This window comes from Mesorhizobium sp. P2_C4, from assembly GCF_056404575.1.
In genome coordinates, this window is record NZ_JBFUDT010000001.1 from 463,486 (window position 1) to 486,656 (window position 23,171).

The following is a 23,171-nucleotide window of genomic DNA, read 5'->3' on the forward strand; positions in this document are numbered from 1 at the left end:
CGTGCTATCAAAGACAACAAGGCCGATGGGAGGTTCCAATGAGCGAAGCCGTGGACGCGAAACAGGCGCCGCTCGACGTCATCACCATCGGCCGTGCCTCCGTTGACCTCTACGGCCAGCAGATCGGCTCACGCCTGGAGGACATCACCTCCTTTGCCAAGTCGGTCGGCGGCTGTCCAGCCAACATCTCCGTCGGCACGGCCAGGCTCGGCCTGCGCTCGGCGTTGCTTACCCGCGTCGGCAACGAACAGATGGGCCGCTTCATCCGTGAACAGCTGAAGCGCGAGGGCGTTTGCGTCGACGGCCTCAAGACCGATCCGGACCGGCTGACGGCGCTGGTGCTGCTGTCGGTCGAGGAAGAGGGCGTCTCGCCGATGATCTTCTACCGCTCGGACTGCGCCGACATGGCGCTTTCGGAGGAGGACATCGACGAGGCCTTCATCGCTTCGGCCCGCGCCATCGTGGTTACCGGCACACATTTTTCGCGGCCCAACAGCGACGCTGCGCAGCGCAAGGCCATCCGCATCATCAAGGCCAAGGGCGGCAAGGTGGTGTTCGACATCGACTACCGCCCCAACCTCTGGGGTCTCGCCGGCCACGCCGAAGGCTTCGAGCGCTATGTGAAATCCGACCGGGTCTCCGCCCAACTGAAGACGGTGCTGCCCGATTGCGATCTCATCGTCGGCACCGAAGAGGAGATCATGATTGCGTCGGGCGCCGACGATTGCCTGAGCGCGCTGAAGACGATCCGCTCGCTGTCTTCGGCCACCATCGTGCTCAAGCGCGGCGCCATGGGCTGCATCGTCTATGACGGACCGATCAGCGACGATCTCGAGGACGGCATCGTCGGCAGCGGCTTTCCGATCGAGGTCTACAACGTGCTCGGCGCCGGCGACGCCTTCATGTCCGGCTTCCTGCGCGGCTGGCTCGGTGGTGAAGACCATGCAACGGCGGCGACCTGGGCCAATGCCTGCGGCGCCTTCGCCGTGTCGCGCCTGCTCTGCGCGCCGGAATACCCGACCTTCGAGGAGTTGCAGTTCTTCCTCAAGAACGGCAGCAAGCATCTGGCGCTGCGCAAGGACGAGGCGATCAACCATATCCATTGGGCGACCACGCGCCGCCGCGACATTCCCTCGCTGATGGCGCTCGCCTGCGACCACCGCATCCAGCTCGACGATGTCGCCGCCAAGGCCGGCGCCGACCCGTCGCGTATCCAGGATTTCAAGGTGCTGACGGTGAAAGCCGCCGCCAAGGTCGCCGCCGGCCGCGCCGGCTACGGCATGCTGCTCGACGAAAAATACGGCCGCGACGCGATGTTCGAATACGCCCGCCATTCCTTCGCCTGGCTTGGACGCCCGGTCGAATTGCCGGGCTCGCGGCCGTTGCGCTTCGAGTTCTCGCAGGACATCGGCTCGCAGCTGGTCGAATGGCCGGTCGACCACTGCATCAAATGTCTGTGCTTCTACCACCCCGACGATCCGGCGGCGCTGAAGGAAGAGCAGCAGCAGAAGCTGCGCGCTCTGTTCGAGGCAGCGCGCAAGGTTGGCCGGGAACTTCTCATCGAGATCATCGCCGGCAAGCATGGCAAGCTCGACGACACGACGATCCCGCGCGCTCTGGAAGAACTCTACGCGCTCGGCATCAAGCCCGACTGGTGGAAGCTCGAGCCGCAGGCATCCGCCGGCGCCTGGGCCAAGATCGAGGCCGTGATCCTGAAACACGATCCATGGTGCCGCGGCGTCGTGCTGCTCGGCCTGGAAGCGCCGCAGGACGAGCTGGAAGCGGCTTTTGCCGCCACCGCCAAGGCGCCCATCGTCAAGGGTTTTGCCGTCGGTCGCACCATCTTCATCAACGCCGCCGAACAATGGCTGGCAGGCAAGATGACGGACGACGAGGCCGTGGCCGACATGGCGTCTCGCTTCGAGAAGTTGACCGAGGCGTGGCTTGCCGCGCGTGGCCGCAAAGCAGCATAACAAGGCGCGGCATAGGACTGCGGAGGAAAACACCATGACCAAGACAATCCGCCTGACGATGGCGCAGGCGCTGACCCGCTTTCTCAGCCAGCAGATAACCGAGATCGACGGCACGAAAGTGCCGATCTTCGGCGGTGTCTGGGCGATCTTCGGCCATGGCAATGTCGCCGGCATCGGCGAGGCGCTCTACCAGGTGCGCGGCGAATTGCCGACCTTCCGCGCTCACAACGAACAGGCGATGGCGCATGCGGCGATCGCCTATGGCAAGGCCAATTTCCGCCGCCGCTTCATGGCGGCGACCTCTTCGATCGGTCCCGGCGCGCTCAACATGGTGACGGCGGCGGCGCTCGCACATGTAAACAGGTTGCCCGTCCTGTTTTTGCCGGGCGATGTCTTCGCCAACCGCATCCCCGACCCGGTGCTGCAGCAGGTCGAGGATTTTTCCGACGGCACGGCGACGGTCAATGACTGTTTTCGCCCGGTGTCGCGCTATTTCGACCGCATCACCCGGCCCGAGCAGATCATCCCGGCGCTGAGCCGTGCCATGCAAGTGCTGACCGATCCCGCCGATTGCGGCCCGGTGACATTGTCGCTTTGTCAGGACGTGCAGGCCGAGGCCTATGACTATCCCGAAAGCTTCTTTGCCGAACGCGTCTGGAACCAGCGCCGTATACGCCCGGACCGCCATGAGCTGGCCGCCGCAGTGGCGGCACTCAAGGGCGCGAAAAAGCCGCTGGTGATCGCCGGCGGCGGCGTCCTTTATTCGCAGGCCTCCGGTGAACTGGCCAAGCTGGTGCAGGGCGCCGGCATTCCGGTCTGCGAGACGCAAGGCGGCAAATCCTCGCTGCCGGACGATCATCCGCTCAACATGGCGGCCGTCGGCGTCACCGGCACTTCGGCCGCCAACCGTCTGGCCGAGGAAGCCGACGTGGTGCTGGCGGTCGGCACCAGGCTGCAGGATTTCACTACAGGCTCGTGGTCGCTGTTCAAGAATTCCGGCAAGACCATCATCGGCCTCAATGTCCAGCCTTTCGATGCCGGCAAGCACCGGGCGCTGCCACTTGTCGCCGACGCCGCCGAGGGGCTCGCCGAACTGGGTGCCGCGCTGAAAGGCTGGAAGGCGCCTGCCGCCTGGACCGACAATGCGGCCAAGGGCAAGAAGGACTGGCAGGCCGATGCCGGCAAGGTGACGGCGTCGACCAACGCCGCCTATCCCTCGGATGCGCAGGTGATCGGCGCCGTGCAGCGCGCCATGGGCTCCGGCGTGACGCTGCTTCATGCCGCCGGCGGCCTGCCTGGTGAATTGCACAAGCTCTGGCAAGCCGGCGCGCCCGGCTCTTATCATGCGGAGTACGGCTTCTCGACCATGGGTTACGAGATCGCCGGCGGGTTGGGCGTCAAGATGGCCAAGCCCGATGAGGACGTCGTCGTCATGATCGGCGACGGCTCCTATCTGATGCTCAATTCCGAGATCGCAACCTCGGTGATGCTCGGCCAGAAACTCACCATCGTGCTGCTCGATAACAGGGGCTATGGCTGCATCAACCGGCTGCAGATGGCGACCGGCGGGGCCAACTTCAACAATCTCTTGAAGGACTCGCACCACGAGGTGCTGCCGGATATCGATTTCGCGGCGCACGCGGCAAGCCTTGGCGCCATTGCCGAGAAAGTGCCGTCGATCGCCGGCCTGGAAAACGCGCTGCAAAAGGCAAAGAAGAACACCCGCACCACGGTGCTGGTCATCGACACCGATCCGCTGGTTTCGACAGACGCCGGCGGCACATGGTGGGATGTCGCCGTACCCGAGGTCAGCGCGCGCAGCCAGGTCAACGCGGCGCGCAAGGCCTATGATGAAAAGCGCCAGATGCAGACCATCGGCGATTGATGCTAGCTCCCTTCTCCCCGTCCCTAGACGGGGAGAAGGTGCCGGCAGGCGGATGAGGGGCAGCGCCCACCAACAGGTAATAAGCAGTTCTAATCTGGAGTGACGACTTGAAAGCCAAACTGGGCATGTCCCCCATTGCATGGTGGAACGACGATCTTGCGGAACTCAGCGATGACGTGTCGCTGGAAGAGTGTTTGCGCCAGTCGCGTTCGGCCGGCTTCACCGGCATGGAAATGGGCCGCCGTTTCCCCAACGATCCCAAGATCATGCTGCCGATCCTGCGAGAGGCCGACGTCACCCTTTGCGGTGGCTGGTTCTCCGGCACGCTGGTCGATGAGGACATGTCAAAGAACAAGGATCGCATCCAGCCGATGATCGACCTGTTCAAGGCGGTGAACGCGCCTTGCATCGTCTATGGCGAGGTTGGCCGCTCCATCCAGGGCGACCGCTCCAAGCCGCTCGCCACCAAGCCAAAACTGTCGGGTGACGAGATGAAGGCCTATGGCCGGCGCCTGACCGAATTCGGCGAATGGTGCGCCGAACAAGGCATGCCGCTTTCCTATCATCACCATATGGCGGCCGTGGTTGAGACCGAGCCGGAGCTCGATGCCTTCATGCGCCATTCCGGCGAAGGCATTCCGCTGCTGCTCGACGCCGGCCATCTCGCCTTTGCCGGCGGCGACGTTTTGCGCGCCATCGACAATCATCACCAGCGCATCAGCCATGTCCATGTGAAGGATGTACGCATGCCGGTGATCGACAAGCTCGATCGCAGCAAGCAATCCTTCCTCGATGCCGTTGCGCTCGGCGCCTTCACCGTGCCGGGCGACGGTTCGCTCGACTTTGGCGCCATCGTGCAGAAGCTGGCGGACCATGGCTATGAAGGCTGGTTCGTGGTCGAGGCCGAGCAGGATCCGAAGAAGAACCCCCCGCTGAAGATGGCGCAGGTTGGTTACAAGGAACTGATGCGGGTGATGACCGCCGCTGGCTACACGGTTGAAACGCAAGGTTTCCCAAACGCATGAATGCTGGATTCCCGGCGGCGGGCAGCTTATCTGATGCCCAGTTGGTGAAACCCGGATTGGCCCGATGAAAGACTATGAGCACCCCTTCTTCCGGCCCTTGTGGCGGCGCGTTGCCATTGTCGTGGTCTGCCTCGCCTGGTCGGTGATCGAATTTGCCACCGGCACGCCATTCTGGGGCGTGCTCGCGCTTGGTTTCGCCGGCTACGCCGTCTGGCAGTTCTTCTACCTCTACAAGCCGGTCGATGAGGACAAGGCATCGACCGACGCCGAACCGAAGGAATAGACCAGATGTCGAAACTGCTCGTCAAAGCCAACAAGGGTCATGGCCGCGTCGCCCATGTCACGCCGAAAAGCGCCGGCTGGACCTATGTCGGCTTCGACCTGCATCGGCTGAAGCCCGGCGAGAGCGCCTCCGGGCAAACGGGCGACCGGGAAATCTGCCTGGTGTTCGTCACCGGCAAGGGCAAAGCCAGCGCCGGCGGCAAGGAGCTCGGCCTGCTTGGCGAGCGCATGTCGCCTTTCGAAGGCAAGCCGTGGTCGGTTTATGTGCCCGCGGGCTCCGACTGGTCGGTGACCGCAGACACCGAACTCGAACTCGCCGTCTGCTCGGCGCCCGGCCTCGGCGGCGGCCTGCCTGTCCGTGTCATCGCGCCCGACGATCTCGGCCAGGAAGTGCGCGGCAAGGGTACCAACACGCGCTATGTCACCAACATCCTGCCGGAGGGCAAGCCGGCCGATTCGCTGCTGGTGGTCGAGGTCATCACGCCGGGCGGCCACACATCGAGCTACCCGCCGCACAAGCACGACCAGGACAATCTGCCGGCCGAGTCCTATCTCGAGGAAACCTACTACCACCGCCTCAACCCGCCGCAGGGCTTTGCCTTCCAGCGCGTCTATACCGATGCCGACAAGAATGGTGCGCGGGCGCTGGACGAGGCGATGGCGATCGAGGACGGCGATGTCGTGCTGGTGCCGGAGGGCTACCATCCCTGTGCCGCCTGCCACGGCTACGATCTCTATTATCTCAACGTCATGGCCGGGCCGAAGCGGACGTGGAAATTCCACAACGCGCCCGAGCACGAATGGCTGATGAAGGCCTGATCGCTGAAGCCATTGGTCCAGCAAGGAAAAATCGTCGGCTAACGACCGGCTGGGTCGATTTGCCATCGAAAACCCTTCAAAGCTTCGTCAATCCGTCATGGAAATCACCTATGGCAGCGGGCTGACGAGGTTTTTCTCATGCGCTACGCCATCTATTTCACCCCAAGGCAGGACGAGCCGCTGGCGCGGATCGCCGCCAACTGGCTCGGCCGCGACCCGTTTGGTGCTGCGACAAGACCGGTTGAGGCCGTTGCCGACCTTTCTGCGGCGGAAGTCGCCTTCCACACCGCGTCGGCCCGCCGCTACGGTTTTCATGCGACGCTGAAGGCACCCTTCCGGCTGACTCCTAACGAAACGGAAGCCTCGCTTCGCGCAGCTCTTGACGCTTTTGCCGAAGCGACGTCGGTGGTGACCATCCCGCGCCTGGTCGTCAGCCAGATCGACAGCTTCTTCGCGCTGGTGCCGGAAGGACCGCTGCCGGCGCTCAACCGCTTCGCCGACGATGTCGTGCTTGGCTTCGACCGTTTTCGCGCGCCGTTGACCGAAGCGGAAATCGAACGCCGCAGCCCCGATTCGCTGAAGCCGGCCGAGTTCCGCAATCTCTGCCAGTGGGGCTACCCCTACGTCTTCGAGACCTTTCGCTTCCACATGACGCTGTCCGGCCGCGCCGGGTCACAGGAAAGCCCCCGTTTGCGTGCAGCAATCGACAGCCTGTTTGCGCAGGTGCTGCAACAGCCGGTAGTGGTCGACGCGCTGACGCTGTTTGTCGAAACCGAACCCGGCGCTCCGTTCATGGTGCTTTCCCATCACGCGCTCGGGCGCCGCGCCGCCAGAAAAACTGCCTGACGCTGAACTAGCAAGGACTGCCTGCAATGACCGCCGAAACCGTTCTGAACAATGCCCGCATCGTCCTTGCCGACGAGATCGTCGAAGGCTCGATCGTGCTGCGCGACGGTTTCATCGCCGGCATCGAGGCCGGCGCTGGGCGAACCGGCGAGGATATGGGCGGCGACTACATCATCCCCGGCCTGGTCGAACTGCACACCGACCATCTCGAAGGCCACTATGCGCCGCGGCCCAAGGTGCGCTGGAATCCGATCGCCGCCGTACTCGCTCATGACGCGCAGGTGGCGACCGCCGGCATCACCACCGTGCTCGATGCCTTGCGCGTCGGCATGGATGAAGATGCCGACCTGACATCCCTAGACACCCGCAAGCTGGCCGACGCCATCGAGGACAGCGTCCAGCAGGACCGGCTGCGGGCCGACCATTTCATTCATCTGCGCTGCGAGGTTTCGGCGCCCGATTGCCTCGCCGCCTTCGCCAATTTCGACGGCGACGAACGGGTCAAACTGGCGTCGCTGATGGACCATGCGCCGGGCCAGCGCCAGTTCGTCAATCTCGAAACCTACGCCTATTACTACCAGCGCAAGCTGAAGCTGACCGACCGTGACTTCAAGCTGTTCTGCGAAAAGCGAATGGCCGAATCGGAGCGCAACTCGGCCCCCAATCGGGCGGTGATCGCCGCCGCCTGCCATGAGCGCGGCATCGTGCTTGCCAGCCATGACGACGCCACGGCAGGCCATGTCGACGAGGCGATCGCGCAAGGCGTGCGCGTCGCCGAATTCCCGACCACGGAAGAGGCCGCAAGGGCCTCGAAGGACGCCGGGCTCGGTGTGCTGATGGGCGCACCCAACGTCATGCGCGGCTCCTCGCATTCGGGCAATGTCTCGGCCCGCACGCTGGCTGGTGAGGGCCTGCTCGACATACTGTCGTCCGACTACATCCCCTTCAGCCTGATCCAGTCGGCCTTCTTCCTCGGCGACATGGTCGAGGGGATTTCCTTGCCGCAGGCGGTGGCAATGGTCTCCAAGAATCCGGCCGATGCGGTCGGTCTCACCGATCGCGGCGTCATCGAACAAGGCCGGCGCGCCGATCTGGTTCGCGTCCGCGTCGATGACCACGTTCCCGTCGTGCGCACAGTCTGGCGCCAGGGGCGTCGGGTCGCATGATGGTGTCGGCGTTGATCGAGCGTGAATTGTCCGCCGAGACGTTTCCGATCCGCGACGGCGTCTTCGTAGCCGTTGTCGGCCCAAGCGGCGCCGGCAAGGACACGGTGATCGGCTACGCCCGCACCCGCTTCACCGAAGAGACGCGGCTGGAATTCGTGCGGCGGGTCATCACCCGGCCGAGCGACATCACCAGCGAAGACCACGACACGTTGGCCGACGCCGCCTTTGTCGAGGCCGAAGCCGACGGCGCCTTCGCCGTCTCCTGGGAAGCGCATGGCCTGCGCTATGGCATCCCCGTCGATGTTGATTGGTCGGTCGCCAATGGGCGTGTTGCGATCGCCAATGTCTCCCGCGCCATCATCCCGGTCTTGCGCGAACGCTATGCCAATCTGGCCATTGTCGAGATCACCGCCTCGCCGGAGGTGCTGGCCGAGCGGCTGGCAATGCGCGGCCGCGAGTCACGCGGCGAGGTGCTGGCGCGGCTGGCCCGCAGCGCCAATGTCACCTTGTCGGGACCCGGCGTCACCTCGATCGACAACAGCGGTCCGCGCGAGGCAGCCGGCGAACGTTTCGCCGACGTGCTGCGCAAGGCGATGGCCTTTTCCGATATGTCGGGGATGATTTAGCCCTCTGCGAGCAGCTACTCCGCCGCCGCACCGGCCACGCTTTTGCGCGTGGCGTCCATCATCAGCCGCCGCGCCCGGAACACACCCCATTGCTGGTCGACCAGCACGCCGATCAGGATAACCCCGCCCATCACCGCGAAGTTGAGCGAGGAGGGGATGCCGAGCAGATTGACCAGGTTCTGCAGCTCCTGCAGCAGCACCGTGCCGAGGATAACGCCGATCAGCGAGCCTTCGCCGCCGCGCAGCGAGAAGCCGCCGAGCACCGCCGCCGCAATGGCGTAAAGCTCGTAGAACTGGCCGTGACTGGCCGGCGAGATCGAGCGCGTGTACATGGCGAAATAGATCGCCGACAGCGCCGTCAGCACACCGCAGATGACGTAAGCCGCCATCACGACGCGCCCGGTGCGGATGCCGGAATATTTGGCCGCTTCCTCGTTCTTGCCGATGGCGTAGAGATAGCGCCCGAACACCGAGCGGTGCAGCACCACCCACATGACGATGGCGATCACGATCAACGCGATGAAGCTGTTCGGCACGCCCCAGGATCGCCCGGCGGTCAGGAATTCGAGTTCCGGAAAATTCTGCCCGAAGCCGAAGCCCGCCGTGCCGTCGGCGGTGTAGAAGCGCGCCACGCCGCGATAGATCAGCAAGCCGCAGAGCGTCACCACGAAGGGCTGCAATTTCAGCCGCGTGATCAGCCAGCCATGCACCAGGCCGATGATGGCGCCGAGCACCAGGATCAGCGGCAGCGCGATCGGCCATCCCAAACCACGCACGGCGATGAAGTCGATGAACAGCGTGCCGAGCAGCGCAACCACCGATCCCACAGACAATTCAATGCCGCCGGTGATGATGACGAAGGCCTGGCCGATAGACAGGATGCCGAACAGCCCGATCAGGTTGGAGGTGTTGGCAAGGTTGATCGGCAACAGGAAGCGCGGGTTGATGATCGCCACCACCGTTCCCACCACCAGGATCAGGATCAGCAGCCCAAGATCTTTCTTGCTCATCGTCTTCTCCCCAATGCCCGCTTGAGCAGGTTCTGCAAAACTGTTCCGCCGTTTTGCCACTGCGGCAAAAACAAAGCCTAGTTCGGCTTCTTGCCGACCGCCAGCAACAGCACGTTTTCCTGGCTGAAGTGTTCCTTGTCGAGAATGCCGGAGATCTGGCCCTCATGCATGACGGCGATGCGGTCCGAAACGCCGATCACCTCTTCCATGTCGCTGGAGATCATCAGCACCGCGACGCCGGCATCGGCCAGTGCCCGCATCAGCCCGTAGATCTCCGCCTTGGCGCCGATATCGATGCCGCGCGTCGGCTCATCGAGGATCATCACCTTGGGGTTCATCGCCAGCCATTTGCCCAGCACCACCTTCTGCTGGTTGCCGCCCGACAGCGTGCCCGTGCGCGTCTGCACGGACGGTGCCTTGATGCCGAGATTGGTTTTCTGCTTCTCGGCGGTGGCGGCCTCAGTGCTGGCGGAAACCAGGGAACGTTTGGCATGCGCTGGCAGGTTAGGCAGCGAAATGTTCTGTGCGATCGACAGGTCGAGCAGGATGCCGGTCAGCTTGCGATCTTCCGGCACCAGGAAGATACCTTGCGCGACAGCGTCCGCTGCGGAGCCGAGGACAAGTGGCCTGCCGTCGAGCTCCAGTGTGCCGCCAAGGCGGCTGTCAATGCCGAAAAATACTCGTGCCAATTCGGTGCGGCCGGAGCCGACCAGCCCGGCAAGGCCAAGGATTTCGCCGCGCCTAACATCGAGATCGACCGGCCGGCTGGGATAGGCTGGAGTGCGGATGGCCTTCGCCGACAGGGCAACGGCACCGGGCGCGCGCGCCGCCTCGGAGGCTTTTTCGCGCTCCTTCAGCATGCGGCCGATCATCAGCTTGACCATCTGGTCGTGATTGATCGAGCTCTTCGGCAAGGTGCCGGCAAGCATGCCGTCCCTGAGAACGACGACGCGATCGGCGACCCGCTCGACCTCATGCAGGCGGTGCGAGATGAAGATGACGCTGATGCCGTCGGCCTTGAGTGCTGCAATGACATCGAGCAATTTGTCGGTTTCGGCGAGCGGCAGGCTCGATGTCGGCTCATCGAGGATCACCAGCCGCGCCTTGATCGACAGCGCCTTGGCGATTTCGACCATCTGCTGCTGCGCCAGCGACAGCGCCGATACCGGCGTGTCGGCCGAGAAATTGGCGCCCACCCGCTTCAGCAATGGCGCCACCATCGTGCGCAGTTTTGCGCGGTCGACCAGTCTGAGCGGGCCGCCACGCAACGGCTCACGGCCAAAAAAGATGTTGGCGGCGACGTCAAGGTTTTCGAACAGGTTGAGTTCCTGGTGGACGAAGGCGATGCCCGAACCGAGGCTGCCTTCGACGGTCAGTCCGTGATGCGCGACGCCGTCGACGGTGATCGTGCCGGTGTCCGGCGTCGTCACGCCGCCGAGGATCTTCATCAGCGTCGATTTGCCGGCGCCGTTTTCACCGACGAGGCCGATCACTTCGCCCGGCCTGACCTCCATCGAAAACCCGTCCAGCGCGACAACGCCGGGATAGGTCTTGCGCACGCCCTCGAGGCTGAGGAACGGGGTGGATGCAACGATGGATGTGTCGGAATAATTCATCATGCCTGACAGCAGCCGGTGGGCCAAAATAGTCCCATCTGCAGACTGACGACCCTTGCCGGGTTCGTCAATGCGAACCGCCGGCCCGGGATCAACCCCGAGCCGGCGCAATTCATTCGCTTAGTTTCCGGACATCGCCTTCAGATTGGCGGCGTAGGCGTCGACATCGTCCTTGCCGATGATCTTGGTCGGCACGATGATCAGGCCGCCTTCCGGAATGCCGGACTTGTCGCCCTTGAGATAGGCCGCCATCAGCTTCATGCCCTGATAGGCCCATTCGAAGGGCTGCTGCACGACAGTCGCCGCCACGGTGCCTTCCTTGACGCCGCCCAGCGTGATCGGATCGTCATCGAAGCCGACGACGGTGATCGAGCCGAGCTTGCCGGCGTCGCGCAGCGCTTCATAGATGCGCGGCGTGTTGTAGGAGTAGAAGCCGACCATGCAGGTGATGTCGGGGCTTGCGACCAGCGCGTCCTCGACATTCTTCTTGGCGCGCGCCTGGTCGATATCGTCGCCGCGCACGTCGACCAGCTCGATCTTGCTGCCGGCGAGCCCGTCCTTCATGCCCTGGATGCGTTCCTTAGCATTGTCGGCACCGAGCAGGCCGACGAAGCCCAGGCACTTGCCGCCATCGGGCATCGCCTTCTTGGCAATCTCGGCCGCCTGCTTGCCGGCGTCGACATTGGACGACCCGATATAGGCGACGCGCTTGGTCTGCGGTGCGTCGCTGTCGGTGGTGAACAGCGCCGTTTCGGAAGCAATCTTGTTCAGGCCGTCGGTCGAGGTCTTGGGGTCGACGGCGGACACCATGATGCCCTTGACGCCGGCGGTCACCAGATCGTCCATCAGCCGCTGCTGAATGGCGACCGACGACTGCTCCGGATATTTGAGTTCGAGATTGTAGTCGGGCAGTTCGCCTTGCGCCTTCTTGACGCCGGCTTCCGCCGCCTTCCAGAAGTCGGACGCGCCGTTGACGACGAAGGCCAGCGTCGGCTTGTCATCGGCACGCGCGATCACCGTCGCCGACAATCCCAGCAGCAGGGCAGCCGCGGCTACGGATGCGTTTCGTATTGCAGATTTCATGTTCAACCTCCCATTTGGCTTAGACATTTTCGCTGATCAGAAAATTGTCGTTGTGGCTTGGACGCCCCCTCCTCGAGGCGCTTCTAGGGCAGCGAAAGAACGGCACCATTCCAGCCACGACGTCGACTTTAGAGACTCATTTGCTGTTCGTAAATAGTCCGATTTGTCTGACATTTCCGTGATCGTGTGGCATTGTCCTGCCGGCCGCAGCCTGCCCGATATCGTGCCATACGCCTGCTTCCAGTCATCGCCACTCGATCCCGAGCAGTGCATGACCATTTGACGTTAGAACGCTTACGGGTATTAGTAAATAGTATTAGTTTCCGGTTGGAAATTGCGAGATCGGCTGTTGGCATGGTGGCGGTGAACGGGAGGTTTGGGGTCGAGGCGGGCAGCGATGGAGCGAAAAAGATGAGCCGTCGCAAGGCCTTGCCCTATCAAACGTTGCTCGATGCCTGGCTTGCCCATGCGTCGCGGTCGGCAGCGGAGCGACCGGAATGCTAATAATCATTGGCGCAAGGGTCAGTTTATAAATGCACGCCGCCAGGCCATCTTGCTGTTGTGCCGGCCTGTGGTTAGACAGGCTGGGATGGGGGACGAGACTGCAATGAGCGAACCGACGGAATTGCGCGATCCCTCGCCCGAGGTTTCCCGGCGCCGCAAGCCAACGGGCAAAAATCCCAAGGGCCGTGTCACCATGACCGACATCGCCAGGGCCGCCGGCTGCTCGCAGGCGACGGTTTCCTTCGTGCTCAACAACACGCCGGGCATCCGGCTGTCGCAGCAGACCCGCGAGCGGGTGATCGAGGCCGCCCGCACGCTTGGCTATTCACCGCCGGCCTTTTCCGCCTTGCAGCGCCCTGTGCTCGCCTTTGACGGGCTGGATGGGGTGATCGGCTTCGCCGTCGACCAGTTGGCGACCAGCCCGGAAGCGGTGGTCGCCATCGAAGGCGCGCGCCAGGCCTCGTGGAATGCCGGCAATGTGCTTTTGGTGGCGCAGACGCTGGGCGATTCCGTCATGGAGCCGCGCGCCATTGCAGCACTCACCAAGCGGGGCATTTCGGCGCTGATCTACATGACCATCTTCACCCGCGAAATCGTCGCCCCCGACTATCTCTACGGTCTCGACATTCCGGTCATCCTGCTCAATTGCTACACCGCCGACTATGCCTTCCCCGCCGTGGTGCCGAGCGAGATTGCCGGCGGCCAGAGTTCCACCCGCCATCTGATCAGCCATGGCCATCGCCGCATCGCCACCATCACCGGCGAGCCCTGGATGCAGGCGGCGCAGGACCGGCTGAAGGGCTACCGCCGGGCGCTGGCGACAGCCGACATCCCGTTCGATCCGGAACTGGTGGTCGAGGGCGACTGGTCGGCCAGCGCCGGCTATGCCGCGACCGTCAAGCTTTTGGCGCTGAAGGATCGCCCGACCGCCATCTTCTGCCAGAACGACCGCACCGCGATCGGCTGCTACGAGGCGCTAAAGGAAGCCGGCCTGCACATTCCGCAGGATATTTCCGTCGTCGGCTATGACGACGAGGAAATCGCCCGCCATTTGTTCCCGCCGCTGACGACGTCGATCCTGCCGCATATGGCGATGGGCCAATGGGCGATCGAGCAGCTGGAAATTCCAGCTCCGCCCGGCAGGGGGCGGTATCCCATCACCAAGCTGGAGTGCCCGCTGGTAGAGCGGGAGTCGGTCAGTGCGGTGGCGAGCTTATCTTAACGGGGCTAAAGCATTGGACGGGCCGATCGCCTTGCTGACAGCTCATGCGAGCACTGCTTTGGTAGGGCCGTTATTGAGGGGTAGGGCCGTTATTGAGGTCAATACTTGATTCCAAGCCCGGATGCACCTCATCAGTATCTTTCGCCGTCTGGTAATCTTCACCTTTTTGGTAGGCAGATTAAGTGCACTTAGGCCTTGTGTGTCCAAATTATACGACAAGCCAGCTCCATAGAGCATTGCTTCAGCCCCGCTCATTGCGTCTCTGTGATAGACAAAATTTGCTGCTGCGAACAGCTTGTCCTCAGCGGTGATTTTCCCCATGCAACGGGTTGCAAAATTGGGATCACAATGCTGATGAGCCGGGGGGAGCAGGCTTGCGAGCCTCCGCTGACTGACCGCTTTACGAGCTATAGCGGAAGTGGCTTCGGCATTCATCCACTTCTCAGATTGACCCATCTCGGGAGTCGGGCCGGATAGACTCTAGGCCAGAGTACCAATACAATCCCAACTGCCGGGCTTTCTGAAAGTATTCAACCCGCATGGCCGAGATTCGAACTCAACGCCGGCTTGCCGCGATTCTGGCTGCTGATGTCGTTGGCTTTTCTCGCCTCATGGAGCACGACGAGGCTGGCACACTGGCCGCTCTCAAAGCGCGGCGGCGCGATGTTCTGGTTCCAGTGGTTGCCCAGCACCACGGCCGCGTGGTCAAGGTGATGGGCGACGGTGTGCTGGTGGAATTTGGCAGTGCGGTTGATGCCGTCCAATGCGCCGTCGAATTACAGAAGGGTTTTGCCGGGGCCAACGAGAGCGTGGCGGAGGCCTACCGCATCGTCCTGCGTATCGGCATCAATCTGGGCGACGTCATCGTCGAGGGCAGTGATCTCTATGGCGACGGTGTCAACGTGGCCGCGCGGCTGGAGGGTCTGGCTGAGCCCGGCGGCATCTACGTCTCCGCCACCGTGCACGATCATGTCACCGGCAAGCTGGCGTTGGCGTTCGATGATCTGGGCGAGCACATGCTCAAGAACATCGCAATGCCAGTGCGGGTTTATCGCGCCGGAACAGGCGGGACCGGCAGACGTGCGGCGCAACCCGCGGCTGCACTCCCGAAAAAACCCTCGATTGCTGTCCTGCCCTTTGCGAATATGAGCGGCGATCCCGAGCAGGAGTACTTTTCCGACGGCATCACGGAGGACATTATCACCGACCTTTCGAAAGCGTCCGGACTCTCCGTCGTCGCGCGCAATACCGTCTTTACCTTCAAGGGCAAGGCGGTATTGATCGAGGAGGTGGCGAAGAAGCTGAATGTCGCCTACGTCCTGGAAGGAAGTGTACGCAAGGCTGGAGGGCGAGTGCGTATCACGGCTCAGCTAATCAATGGTCATAGCGGTGACCATATCTGGGCCGAGCGGTATGACCGGACGCTGGACGATATCTTTGCCCTTCAGGACGAGATATCCAAAAGCATTGTCGACGTGCTCAAAGTGAAGCTGTTGCCCGAAGAACTGGCGACAATTACAAACCGCTCGACCGACAACCCAGAGGCTTACGAGACGCTGTTGATGGGCAGGTCGTTCCTCAATAGGGGAGTCGAGACCAAGTTTATCAAAACAGCGCAGCGACTGTTTGCCAGAGCTGTTGAAATTGACCCAAATTATGCGCGCGCTTATGCCGCTTTGGCTGATTGTGAGTGGCTTCTGTTGACTTGCAACGATCCCGACGCCAGCTTCGAGGCAGTCCTTTCCAACAGCACACGGGCGCTGGAACTTGAGCCAGGTCTCGCCGACGCCCACGCATCACGCGGCGGGGCCTTTTTCGTAAATGGCCGGTATGCCGAGGCGGAAGTGGAATTCGAGCGAGCTTTAGAGTTAGACGCCAGTTCTTCCGATACCTATTTCTCTTACGGCCGGAATTGTTTCATTCAAGGTCAATACGAGAAAGCTGCCGCGCTGTACCAGCGTGCCGTATCGTTGTCACCCGATGACTATCGGGTCTGGACCAATCTAAATATGGTCTATGTTTCACTTGGCCGCAGCGACGACGCCAAGGAAGCTGCAAGGCAAGGTGTGCTGGGAGTGGAAAAGGAAGTCAAAGCGCATCCCGACAATGCCACCGCGCTATGTTACGGCGCCTCAATGCTGGCGGAAATTGGCGAGATTGAACGCGCGCTGTCGTGGGTCTCCCGTGCTGAAATGTTCGCCGGAGACAACATTGCGGTTCAGTACAACATAGGCTGTTTTTATGCGAGGCTGGGCAAGGCGGAACAGGCTATCGATTGCCTGGAACGTCAGCTAACGGCATCACATGCCTACCTCATTTTGCGCATGCCTTGGATGCGTCAGGATAGCGACCTCGACTCGCTCCGCGCTCATCCCCGTTATGTCGCGCTTGTCAATCGGATGGAGGCCCAAATAGCCGCGACTGGGGCTCGAATATCAGCAGGCCACGAGGAGAGGCAATAACCCTGAATATGAAGCCCCGAAAATGAGTTGCTTGAGGGCAGGTCCGTTCCTGGCCCATCGCGCACTGACAGCGTCATCGCCGAACTCGTCGAGGCGAGCCCGGCCTGACACGATCGCGACATGCCACGCAGCGTCCGGCCGCCTTATCCGCCAACCATCAGCTTGACGACTTCGTCATGGTTGGTTTCCGAGATCTTGCGCTCGCCGGCCTGGACGCCGCGCCGCAGCACCACGATGCGGTCGGACACCGCAAAGATGTCCTGCAGATTGTGCGAGATGAAGATCACGCCGCGGCCTTGCGCCTTGAGCTGGTGGATGAGCGAAATCACCTTGCGTTGCTCCGGCACACCAAGTGCTGCCGTCGGTTCGTCCATGATCAGGATCTGCGCGTCCCAATAGACGGCCCGGCCGATGGCGACCGCCTGGCGTTGGCCGCCGGAGAAATTGCTGACCGGCGCTTCCAGCCGGCTGACATGGAAGTCCAGCCGGCCCATGGTCTGCTTGGCGGCGACGGCCATCGCCTTGCGGTCGAGCACCGGCAGGAAGCCGAACGCCTTGCGCATGGGCTCACGGCCAAGGCCGGCGCACATCGCCGAAAGCATATAGAGGCGCAGTATGTGCCCCCTGATGTCGATGCCGGCGCGGCGCGCCGCCTGCACATTGGCGCCGATGGCGTAATTGTGCTGGCCGAAGCGGGTCTGGCTCAAGAGGTAGTGCATCACGATGACGAACACGGCGGTGATCATGACGAGGTAGGGCACGCCGTATAACTTGCCGTTGCCGAGCAGCGCGAACCAGGAATTCTGCACCGGCACCGTGGTGCCGCCGGCGAGCAGGAAGGCAGCACCCCGCGCCACGCCGAACATGCCGAGCGTGCCGATGAAGGGCGGGATTCTGAGCCGCGAGATCAACAGGCCGTTGATGACGCCGGGCACGCCGGCGACAAGCACGGCGGCCAGAATGCCGGCCAGCATGGCCAGCGGCAGCGGGATTGCGGCGCCCGCCATGTTGGTGGCGTGGGCGGCAATGACGGCCGCCAGGCCCATGATGAAGCCCAGCGAAAGGTCGATGCCTCCCGAAATGATGACGAATGTCTGTCCGGTCGCCAGCAGCAGCGGCGCCACGGCAAAGATCGCGATCGACTGCACGTTGAACGGATTGAGCACGAAAGTGGCGCCGAAGGAGAGCCGCGACCAGACCTCGAAACAGATGATCAGGCCGGCAAGGAACAGCCAGGCGCGGCCTTCGGCGATGCGGCCTATCAGGGTTCTGGCGGGATCACCATGGTCCGCCTGGGGGGCGACGTGGGTCTCGCCTTGGGTTGGGGAGGTTGAGGTCATAAAATGGTTTCCGATCCGCGGCGCGGCCTCGACTGGGGTCCGGCGCTGGTCTCCTCCCGGCGAACCGGAAGGAGACCAGCGCCGTCTGGACTCATTCGGAGTAAAGATACTTCGAGATGTTCGGATCCGCGATGTTCGACTTGTCCATGATCGTGAAGCCGGTGCCGATCGCAACCGGGATCGAATGGCCGGTCAGATGGGCATAGGCCGAAACGACGCCGAAATAGCCGATCTCGGCCGGGTGCTGGGCAATCGCCACGTCGACCAGGCCGGTGTTGATGTTGTCGACGATGCTGGTCGGTGCGTCGAACGCCACGACCTTGACGACACCGCTCTGTCCGGCCTGCTTGACGCCGTTGGCGGCACCGAGCGCGGAGAACAGATTGGCGCCGAACACGCCGACCAGGTCTGGGTTGCGCGCGAACACCGCCTGCAGCTGCGAGGCCGCCTTGTTGGCGTCGTCTTCGTTGAACTGGGTCTCGAGCACGGTGATGCCGGTATGCTTGGCCATCTCCTTCTTGAAGCCTTCTTCACGCTGGTCGGTCGTCGAGATGCCGGGCTTGACGTTGGAAACGTAGACCTTGCCCTTGTCGCCAATGGCGGTCGCCAAGGCGCGCGCGGCGATCTCGCCGCCCAAGACGTTGTCCGAAGCGATATAGGCCAGCGGGAAGTCGGCATCGCCGGCGCCGGTCTGGTAGACGCCGCTGCCGATGAAGGTATCGACGGTGATCACCGGAATGCCGGCATCGTTGGCCTTGCGCAGCGGCTCGACCAATTGAACCTTGTCGGTCGGCGCGATCAGGATGGCGTCCGGCTTCTTGGCGATGACCGCGTCAAGCACGGGGACCTGCGTGACCGGATTGAAATCCGGAGCGCCCTGGAAAACCAGGTTGACGCCAAGCGCATCGGCCGCCGCCTGCGCGCCCTTGCGCATGGTGATGTAGAAACCGTCGGTGGTCAGGCCCGGAACGAGCGCAATGGTGAACTTCTTGTCTTCAGCCTGAGCCGACCCGATCAGCGCCGTTGCGCTGATGGCGAGAGCCGCGAGCGCGGCAACAATCTTCTTCATGACATCCTCCTCATGGTGTTGGCAGATTTGCCGTTGCGATTGGAATGGCCGTCGATCTGTTCAGGTGGGCTGACGGCCGGAAAGCGGGTTTCGCCTGCTTGCTGTTACGGGCAGCTCCTCCCAGGCGCCCCCAAGTCGTTGGGTCAGCCGGTCGAAACCGACCGGCCCGATATCGGCAGTCCCGTTTCCTTGCCTCCGCAAGGTCCAGAGAACCGCGCTGCCCGGCGCTGACGCGTGCCTGGCTGGAAGGTTGTAACACTTTGCTGAAAGAAATTGCAACCGGGTATTTCCCGGGCCGAAACGCTTTTCAAACCGGACGGCATCTGTCTGCTCCGCGCAGCCCCCGCGGGAGACTAGAGCATGATCCGGAAAAGGGGAAACCGGTTTTGGGGAGAGATCTTGGTCCAGAAATAGCCGCCAGGCCGCCGCCAGAGCAACGGGGGCGAGGCAGCGCGTCGGCGCGCTATCGCGGCAAGGCGTCGAGGATGGCCTGCGCCGTCTTGGTGTCGGTTATCAGCGCATTGATGAGCTTGGCCCGCACGGCGCCGATGATGGCGCTTGCCTTTTCCGGCGAGGCAGCGACGCCGATGACCAGCGGCACCGCGCGAAGCTGGGCCGGCGACATGGCGATCATCCGGCTCTCGCCTTCCCACGGGATAAGCGTGCCGTCGGCGTCGAAATAGTGGCGGATGACGTCGCCGGCGGCATGAAACAGCGCCTGCTCGCTCAGCGTCGCGGCACTGGCCTCGGGCGGGTTGATGGCATGCGGCAGGCCGATGCCGACGATCGCGACATCGGTGCGGTCCCACAGCGCGACACTGTCGGCAATGGCCGCATCGCCAAGAAAAACCTCGCGCAATTCGCTGGACGGCAGATAGGGCGCATGGATGAAATGCGGCGTGCCGCCGAATTCCTCCGCCGCCAGCCGGACAAACTCGTTGATCTGGAAATGCGCCGCCTGCTGCTGCATGCCGCCGGTGGCGGCGACGGTCAGCACGCCGGGAATGCGCGGCAGGCCGGCGCGGATCACCTCGCGGATGGCGCGCCCCCAGCCGATGGCGACCACCGAGCCGGCCGCCAGCTCGGCTTGCCTGAGCAAGGCGCCGAGCGGTGCGGCGAGCGCCGCCAGCCCGCCGGCTGCCGGCGTCTCGACGACCGCGGCGGTGCGCAGCCCGAGCCCGTCGATCAGCTGCGTGGTGATGATTTCGGGCGTTGCCAGATCGAGAACCTCGATGCGCACGATGCCCTCTGCCCTGGCCCGCTGCAGCAGCCGCGATATGGTCGCGGTGGAGACGCCGAGCCGCCGCGCGATGTCGACCTGCGACATCTCCGCCTCGTAATGCATCTTGGCGACCGTATGCAGCATCGTCCGCGATGCGGCCGCATCGTTTGCTAAGGGGACAGACAGCTTGCAATTCCTTTCAGCAATGTGTTACAGGGTCGGCGACTGATCGAGTTATCGCGCAAATCGGGCAGACCTGCAACGTGAGTTCGTTCCCACGACACCCGTGTGGGCCGGCCGGAAAAATTGAACCTTCTGTTCCACAAAATTGCGCCCCGGGCGCCAACATCGGACAAAGCACCATGACCAAGATGACGACTGCGGAGTTGCGCGGCTACCAGCAGATCTGCGGCAAGGACGGGGCAATGATGGCCATCGCCTGTGACCAGCGCGGCGGCATGCGCACGCTTCTGGCGTCGGACCCGGAGGAGCAGGCCAAGATCACCAACGACATGCTGGGCGACACCAAGGCCGACATCACCCGCTACCTCGCCAGCCAGGCCTCCTGCGTGCTGCTCGACCCGCTCTGCGCCGTGCCGCGCGTCGTCGATGAAGGCGTGCTCAACCGCGATACGGCGCTGCTCATCGGCCTCGACGCCTCAGGCTTCGATGTCTCGCCGCAGGGTTACCGTCTGTCGCGCCTGGTGCCCGGCATCGACGCGCGCCGCGTGCGCGAACTCGGCGGCACCGGCGGCAAGATCATGGTCTATCTCAGGGCCGACAGGCCGGAGGCGAACGCGCACAACATCGCCATTCTGCGCCAATGCATCGCCGATTTCGGCAAGGAAGACCTGCTGCTCGTCGTCGAGTTCCTGACCTATCAGCTCGAAGGCGAAAGCCTTGAGGACTATACGGCCAAGATCCCCTCGCTGGTCGAGGAAGGCACCCGCATCTCGCTGGACTGCGGCGCCAAGGTGTTGAAACTTCCCTATCCCGGCACGCCGGACTCCTGTGCCCGGATCACCAGCATGGCCGGCGACGTGCCGTGGGCGGTGCTGTCGGCCGGCGTCAACCACGCGACCTTCCTCGGCCAGGTCGAGATCGCGATGCAGAACGGCGCCTCGGGCGTCATCGCCGGCCGCTCGCTGTGGAAGGACTGCATCTCGCTCGACCGTGACATCCAGCGTGAAAAGCTTAGGACGATCGCCGTGTCGAGATTGCGCGAGCTTCAGGCGGTTATCGGCAACTACCGACAGAAAGCCGCCTAAGCTGTGTCGATATTCAGGTGATGCCGGCCTGCGAATGACGGATACCTGCGCTTCCGGTGTTCACGTACTACAAGTACGCTCCGCTCCGGTTCTCGGTATCAGCCATCCTCGACTCGGCCTGACCTGAATCTCAACACACCTTGGAGCATCCCGCAGCGAAACGGCGCCAGACAAGTACGGAACGTCATGCCTCAAAGATCGATGGCCATAGGGATCGATATCGGCGGCACCAATCTGCGTGCCGCGCGCATTTCCGCCACCGGCGAAATCCTCAAACGCCTGTCCGAGAAAAGCGCGCCCGACCCGGAGCTCGTGCTCGGCCGCATCGCCGACATGGTGCACCAGCTGGACGGTCCGGAGGTGGCGGCGATCGGCGTCGGCGTGCCCGGCCGCGTCGATGCGCGGCGCGGCGCGGTCTTGTCCGGCGGCTATGTCGATCTCGCTTCGGTCGCCCTGGCGCAACGGCTGGAAAGCATGGCCGGCAAGCCCGTCATCATCGACAATGACTGCAACATGGCGTTGACGGCCGAAATGGCGCGCGGCGCCGGCAGGGGCCACGACAACATCGTCATGTTCACCATCGGCACCGGCATTGGCGGTGCGGTGGTTGAAAACAGGCAGATCGTGCGCGGCAAGGCGACGGCCGGGCAGCTCGGCCACATCGCCGTCGACCTGAACGGCGAACTCTGCATCTGCGGCCGGCGCGGCTGCGTCGAAACCACCAGCTCCGGCACAGCACTTGGCCGCCACATTGCGCGCGCCGGCCTCGGCCCTGACGTTTCGGTCGATCAGCTGTTTGCCCGCGATGCCGATGGCGACGCTGTCGCGCGCGGCATATTGGAGGCATGGGCGAGGCCGCTGCGCGCCGCGATCGATACCGCGGTCGCCATGTTCGCCCCCGATCGGGTGTTGCTCGGCGGCGGCCTCGGCCACGCGGCGCACAGGGCGCTCGCCTGCGCCCCGGCTTTGGCGCCCTGGTACCAATGCCCGGTGGAGCCGGCACAGCTCGGCGACGACGCCGGCGTCGTCGGCGCCGGCCTGCAAGCACTGGCGGCACAAGTGAAGGTCTCGCCAGCGGCCTTGCCCCGGCTCAGGCCGGGCCGGCCTGGCCCGGGCCGGCCTGCCGTGCCCGCCCGGCGCGCCGTGCTGGTCAACGGCATCCCTGCCTCAGGCAAGAGCACGGTCTCGCGCGGCATTGCCGAACGCATGGGCTGGCCGTTGCTGGCGCTGGATACGATCAAGAACCCGTTCCTCGAAGCGCTCGGCGGCGGCGACCGCGAATTCAACCGCACGCTCGGCCGCGCCAGCTACCAGGCCATCTGGTCGGTCGTCGCTGAAGCGCCTGCGGGCAGCATTTTCGTCGTCGACGCCTGGTTCGGCTTCCAGCCGCGCCAGCTGCTCGAGGACCACCTGCAAAAGGCAGGAATCGTCGAGACCGCCGAGATCTGGTGCCACGCCCCCGGCGCAGTGCTGGCCGAACGCTATCGCGCCCGGCTCGACCGCCGCCTTCCCGGCCATCCCGGCGCTGCCTACATCCCCGAACTGATCGAGCTGGCCAAACGCGCCGAGCCGCTGCGGCGCGGCCCGCTGTTCGACGTCGACACCAGCAGGCCGATCGATTTCGACGCCATCACGGGGTGGCTGCAGGCGACGGTACACGCATAGTCGCGTTCGCGGCGGGTGCGGGCCGGCCTGCTCAAGGGAGAAAACAAAACCCCATCCCGATGCCGTCGGGATGGAGCCGTCAAAGTCT

General features: G+C 63.5%; 18 protein-coding genes. 12 read left to right on the forward strand and 6 right to left on the reverse strand.

The window, feature by feature from the left end; genetic code table 11:
* Positions 1–38 precede the first annotated feature (38 nt).
* The 8 genes from AC1DX6_RS02375 to phnN all read left to right on the forward strand — a co-directional run bounded on the left by AC1DX6_RS02375 (position 39) and on the right by phnN (position 8,622).
* Complete coding sequence (locus AC1DX6_RS02375; RefSeq protein ID WP_477310838.1) at positions 39–1,973, forward strand: bifunctional 5-dehydro-2-deoxygluconokinase/5-dehydro-2-deoxyphosphogluconate aldolase; 1,935 nt, start codon at positions 39–41, stop codon at positions 1,971–1,973.
* A 34-nt stretch (positions 1,974–2,007) separates the two neighbouring features.
* Positions 2,008–3,858: a 3D-(3,5/4)-trihydroxycyclohexane-1,2-dione acylhydrolase (decyclizing) gene (iolD, locus tag AC1DX6_RS02380; RefSeq protein WP_477310840.1), complete on the forward strand. Its 1,851-nt coding sequence runs from the start codon at positions 2,008–2,010 to the stop codon at positions 3,856–3,858.
* Positions 3,859–3,965: 107 nt separating this feature from the next.
* Positions 3,966–4,883 (forward strand): myo-inosose-2 dehydratase, encoded by a 918-nt coding sequence (gene iolE / locus AC1DX6_RS02385; RefSeq protein WP_477310842.1) that lies wholly within the window; start codon positions 3,966–3,968, stop codon positions 4,881–4,883.
* Between the two features lie 64 nt (positions 4,884–4,947).
* On the forward strand, positions 4,948–5,166 hold the full coding sequence (locus tag AC1DX6_RS02390; protein ID WP_477310844.1) for a DUF3329 domain-containing protein: 219 nt from the start codon (positions 4,948–4,950) through the stop codon (positions 5,164–5,166).
* Between the two features lie 5 nt (positions 5,167–5,171).
* Positions 5,172–5,984, forward strand: a complete 813-nt coding sequence (gene iolB / locus AC1DX6_RS02395) for a 5-deoxy-glucuronate isomerase (protein ID WP_477310846.1) — start codon at positions 5,172–5,174, stop codon at positions 5,982–5,984.
* 138 nt (positions 5,985–6,122) lie between these two features.
* A complete protein-coding gene (locus AC1DX6_RS02400) occupies positions 6,123–6,830 on the forward strand; it encodes a DUF1045 domain-containing protein (protein ID WP_477310848.1) in 708 nt (235 codons plus the stop codon).
* 26 nt (positions 6,831–6,856) lie between these two features.
* Entirely contained in the window at positions 6,857–7,996 is a 1,140-nt protein-coding gene (locus AC1DX6_RS02405) for an alpha-D-ribose 1-methylphosphonate 5-triphosphate diphosphatase (protein WP_477310850.1), read from the forward strand.
* Positions 7,993–8,622 (forward strand): phosphonate metabolism protein/1,5-bisphosphokinase (PRPP-forming) PhnN, encoded by a 630-nt coding sequence (gene phnN, locus AC1DX6_RS02410; RefSeq protein WP_477310852.1) that lies wholly within the window; start codon positions 7,993–7,995, stop codon positions 8,620–8,622. Before AC1DX6_RS02405 ends, phnN begins: the two co-directional genes overlap by 4 nt.
* A gap of 14 nt (positions 8,623–8,636) precedes the next feature.
* Here the strand turns inward: phnN and AC1DX6_RS02415 are convergent, their stop codons facing one another.
* From AC1DX6_RS02415 to AC1DX6_RS02425, 3 genes are all read right to left on the reverse strand, one after another.
* On the reverse strand, positions 8,637–9,632 hold the full coding sequence (locus tag AC1DX6_RS02415) for an ABC transporter permease (protein WP_477310854.1): 996 nt from the start codon (positions 9,630–9,632) through the stop codon (positions 8,637–8,639).
* 77 nt (positions 9,633–9,709) lie between these two features.
* Entirely contained in the window at positions 9,710–11,248 is a 1,539-nt protein-coding gene (locus AC1DX6_RS02420) for a sugar ABC transporter ATP-binding protein (protein ID WP_477311881.1), read from the reverse strand.
* 120 nt (positions 11,249–11,368) lie between these two features.
* Positions 11,369–12,331 (reverse strand): sugar-binding protein, encoded by a 963-nt coding sequence (locus AC1DX6_RS02425; RefSeq protein ID WP_477310856.1) that lies wholly within the window; start codon positions 12,329–12,331, stop codon positions 11,369–11,371.
* Between the two features lie 607 nt (positions 12,332–12,938).
* On the opposite strand from AC1DX6_RS02425, the gene AC1DX6_RS02430 reads away from it, so the two are divergent.
* Both AC1DX6_RS02430 and AC1DX6_RS02435 read left to right on the forward strand, forming a co-directional pair.
* Complete coding sequence (locus AC1DX6_RS02430; RefSeq protein ID WP_477310858.1) at positions 12,939–14,057, forward strand: LacI family DNA-binding transcriptional regulator; 1,119 nt, start codon at positions 12,939–12,941, stop codon at positions 14,055–14,057.
* A gap of 539 nt (positions 14,058–14,596) precedes the next feature.
* A complete protein-coding gene (locus AC1DX6_RS02435; protein ID WP_477310860.1) occupies positions 14,597–16,519 on the forward strand; it encodes a tetratricopeptide repeat protein in 1,923 nt (640 codons plus the stop codon).
* A 143-nt stretch (positions 16,520–16,662) separates the two neighbouring features.
* Here the strand turns inward: AC1DX6_RS02435 and AC1DX6_RS02440 are convergent, their stop codons facing one another.
* From AC1DX6_RS02440 to AC1DX6_RS02450, 3 genes are all read right to left on the reverse strand, one after another.
* A complete protein-coding gene (locus tag AC1DX6_RS02440; protein WP_477310862.1) occupies positions 16,663–17,859 on the reverse strand; it encodes an ABC transporter permease subunit in 1,197 nt (398 codons plus the stop codon).
* A 91-nt stretch (positions 17,860–17,950) separates the two neighbouring features.
* Positions 17,951–18,928: an ABC transporter substrate-binding protein gene (locus AC1DX6_RS02445; RefSeq protein WP_477240675.1), complete on the reverse strand. Its 978-nt coding sequence runs from the start codon at positions 18,926–18,928 to the stop codon at positions 17,951–17,953.
* Between the two features lie 463 nt (positions 18,929–19,391).
* Positions 19,392–20,294: a sugar-binding transcriptional regulator gene (locus AC1DX6_RS02450; protein ID WP_477310864.1), complete on the reverse strand. Its 903-nt coding sequence runs from the start codon at positions 20,292–20,294 to the stop codon at positions 19,392–19,394.
* Between the two features lie 218 nt (positions 20,295–20,512).
* Here AC1DX6_RS02450 and AC1DX6_RS02455 point away from each other — a divergent pair, with 218 nt between their 5' ends.
* Positions 20,513–21,418, forward strand: coding sequence for a tagatose-bisphosphate aldolase (locus AC1DX6_RS02455; RefSeq protein WP_477310866.1), 906 nt, complete (start codon positions 20,513–20,515; stop codon positions 21,416–21,418).
* 186 nt (positions 21,419–21,604) lie between these two features.
* Positions 21,605–23,083, forward strand: coding sequence for an ROK family protein (locus AC1DX6_RS02460; protein WP_477310868.1), 1,479 nt, complete (start codon positions 21,605–21,607; stop codon positions 23,081–23,083).
* Positions 23,084–23,171: the final 88 nt, after the last annotated feature.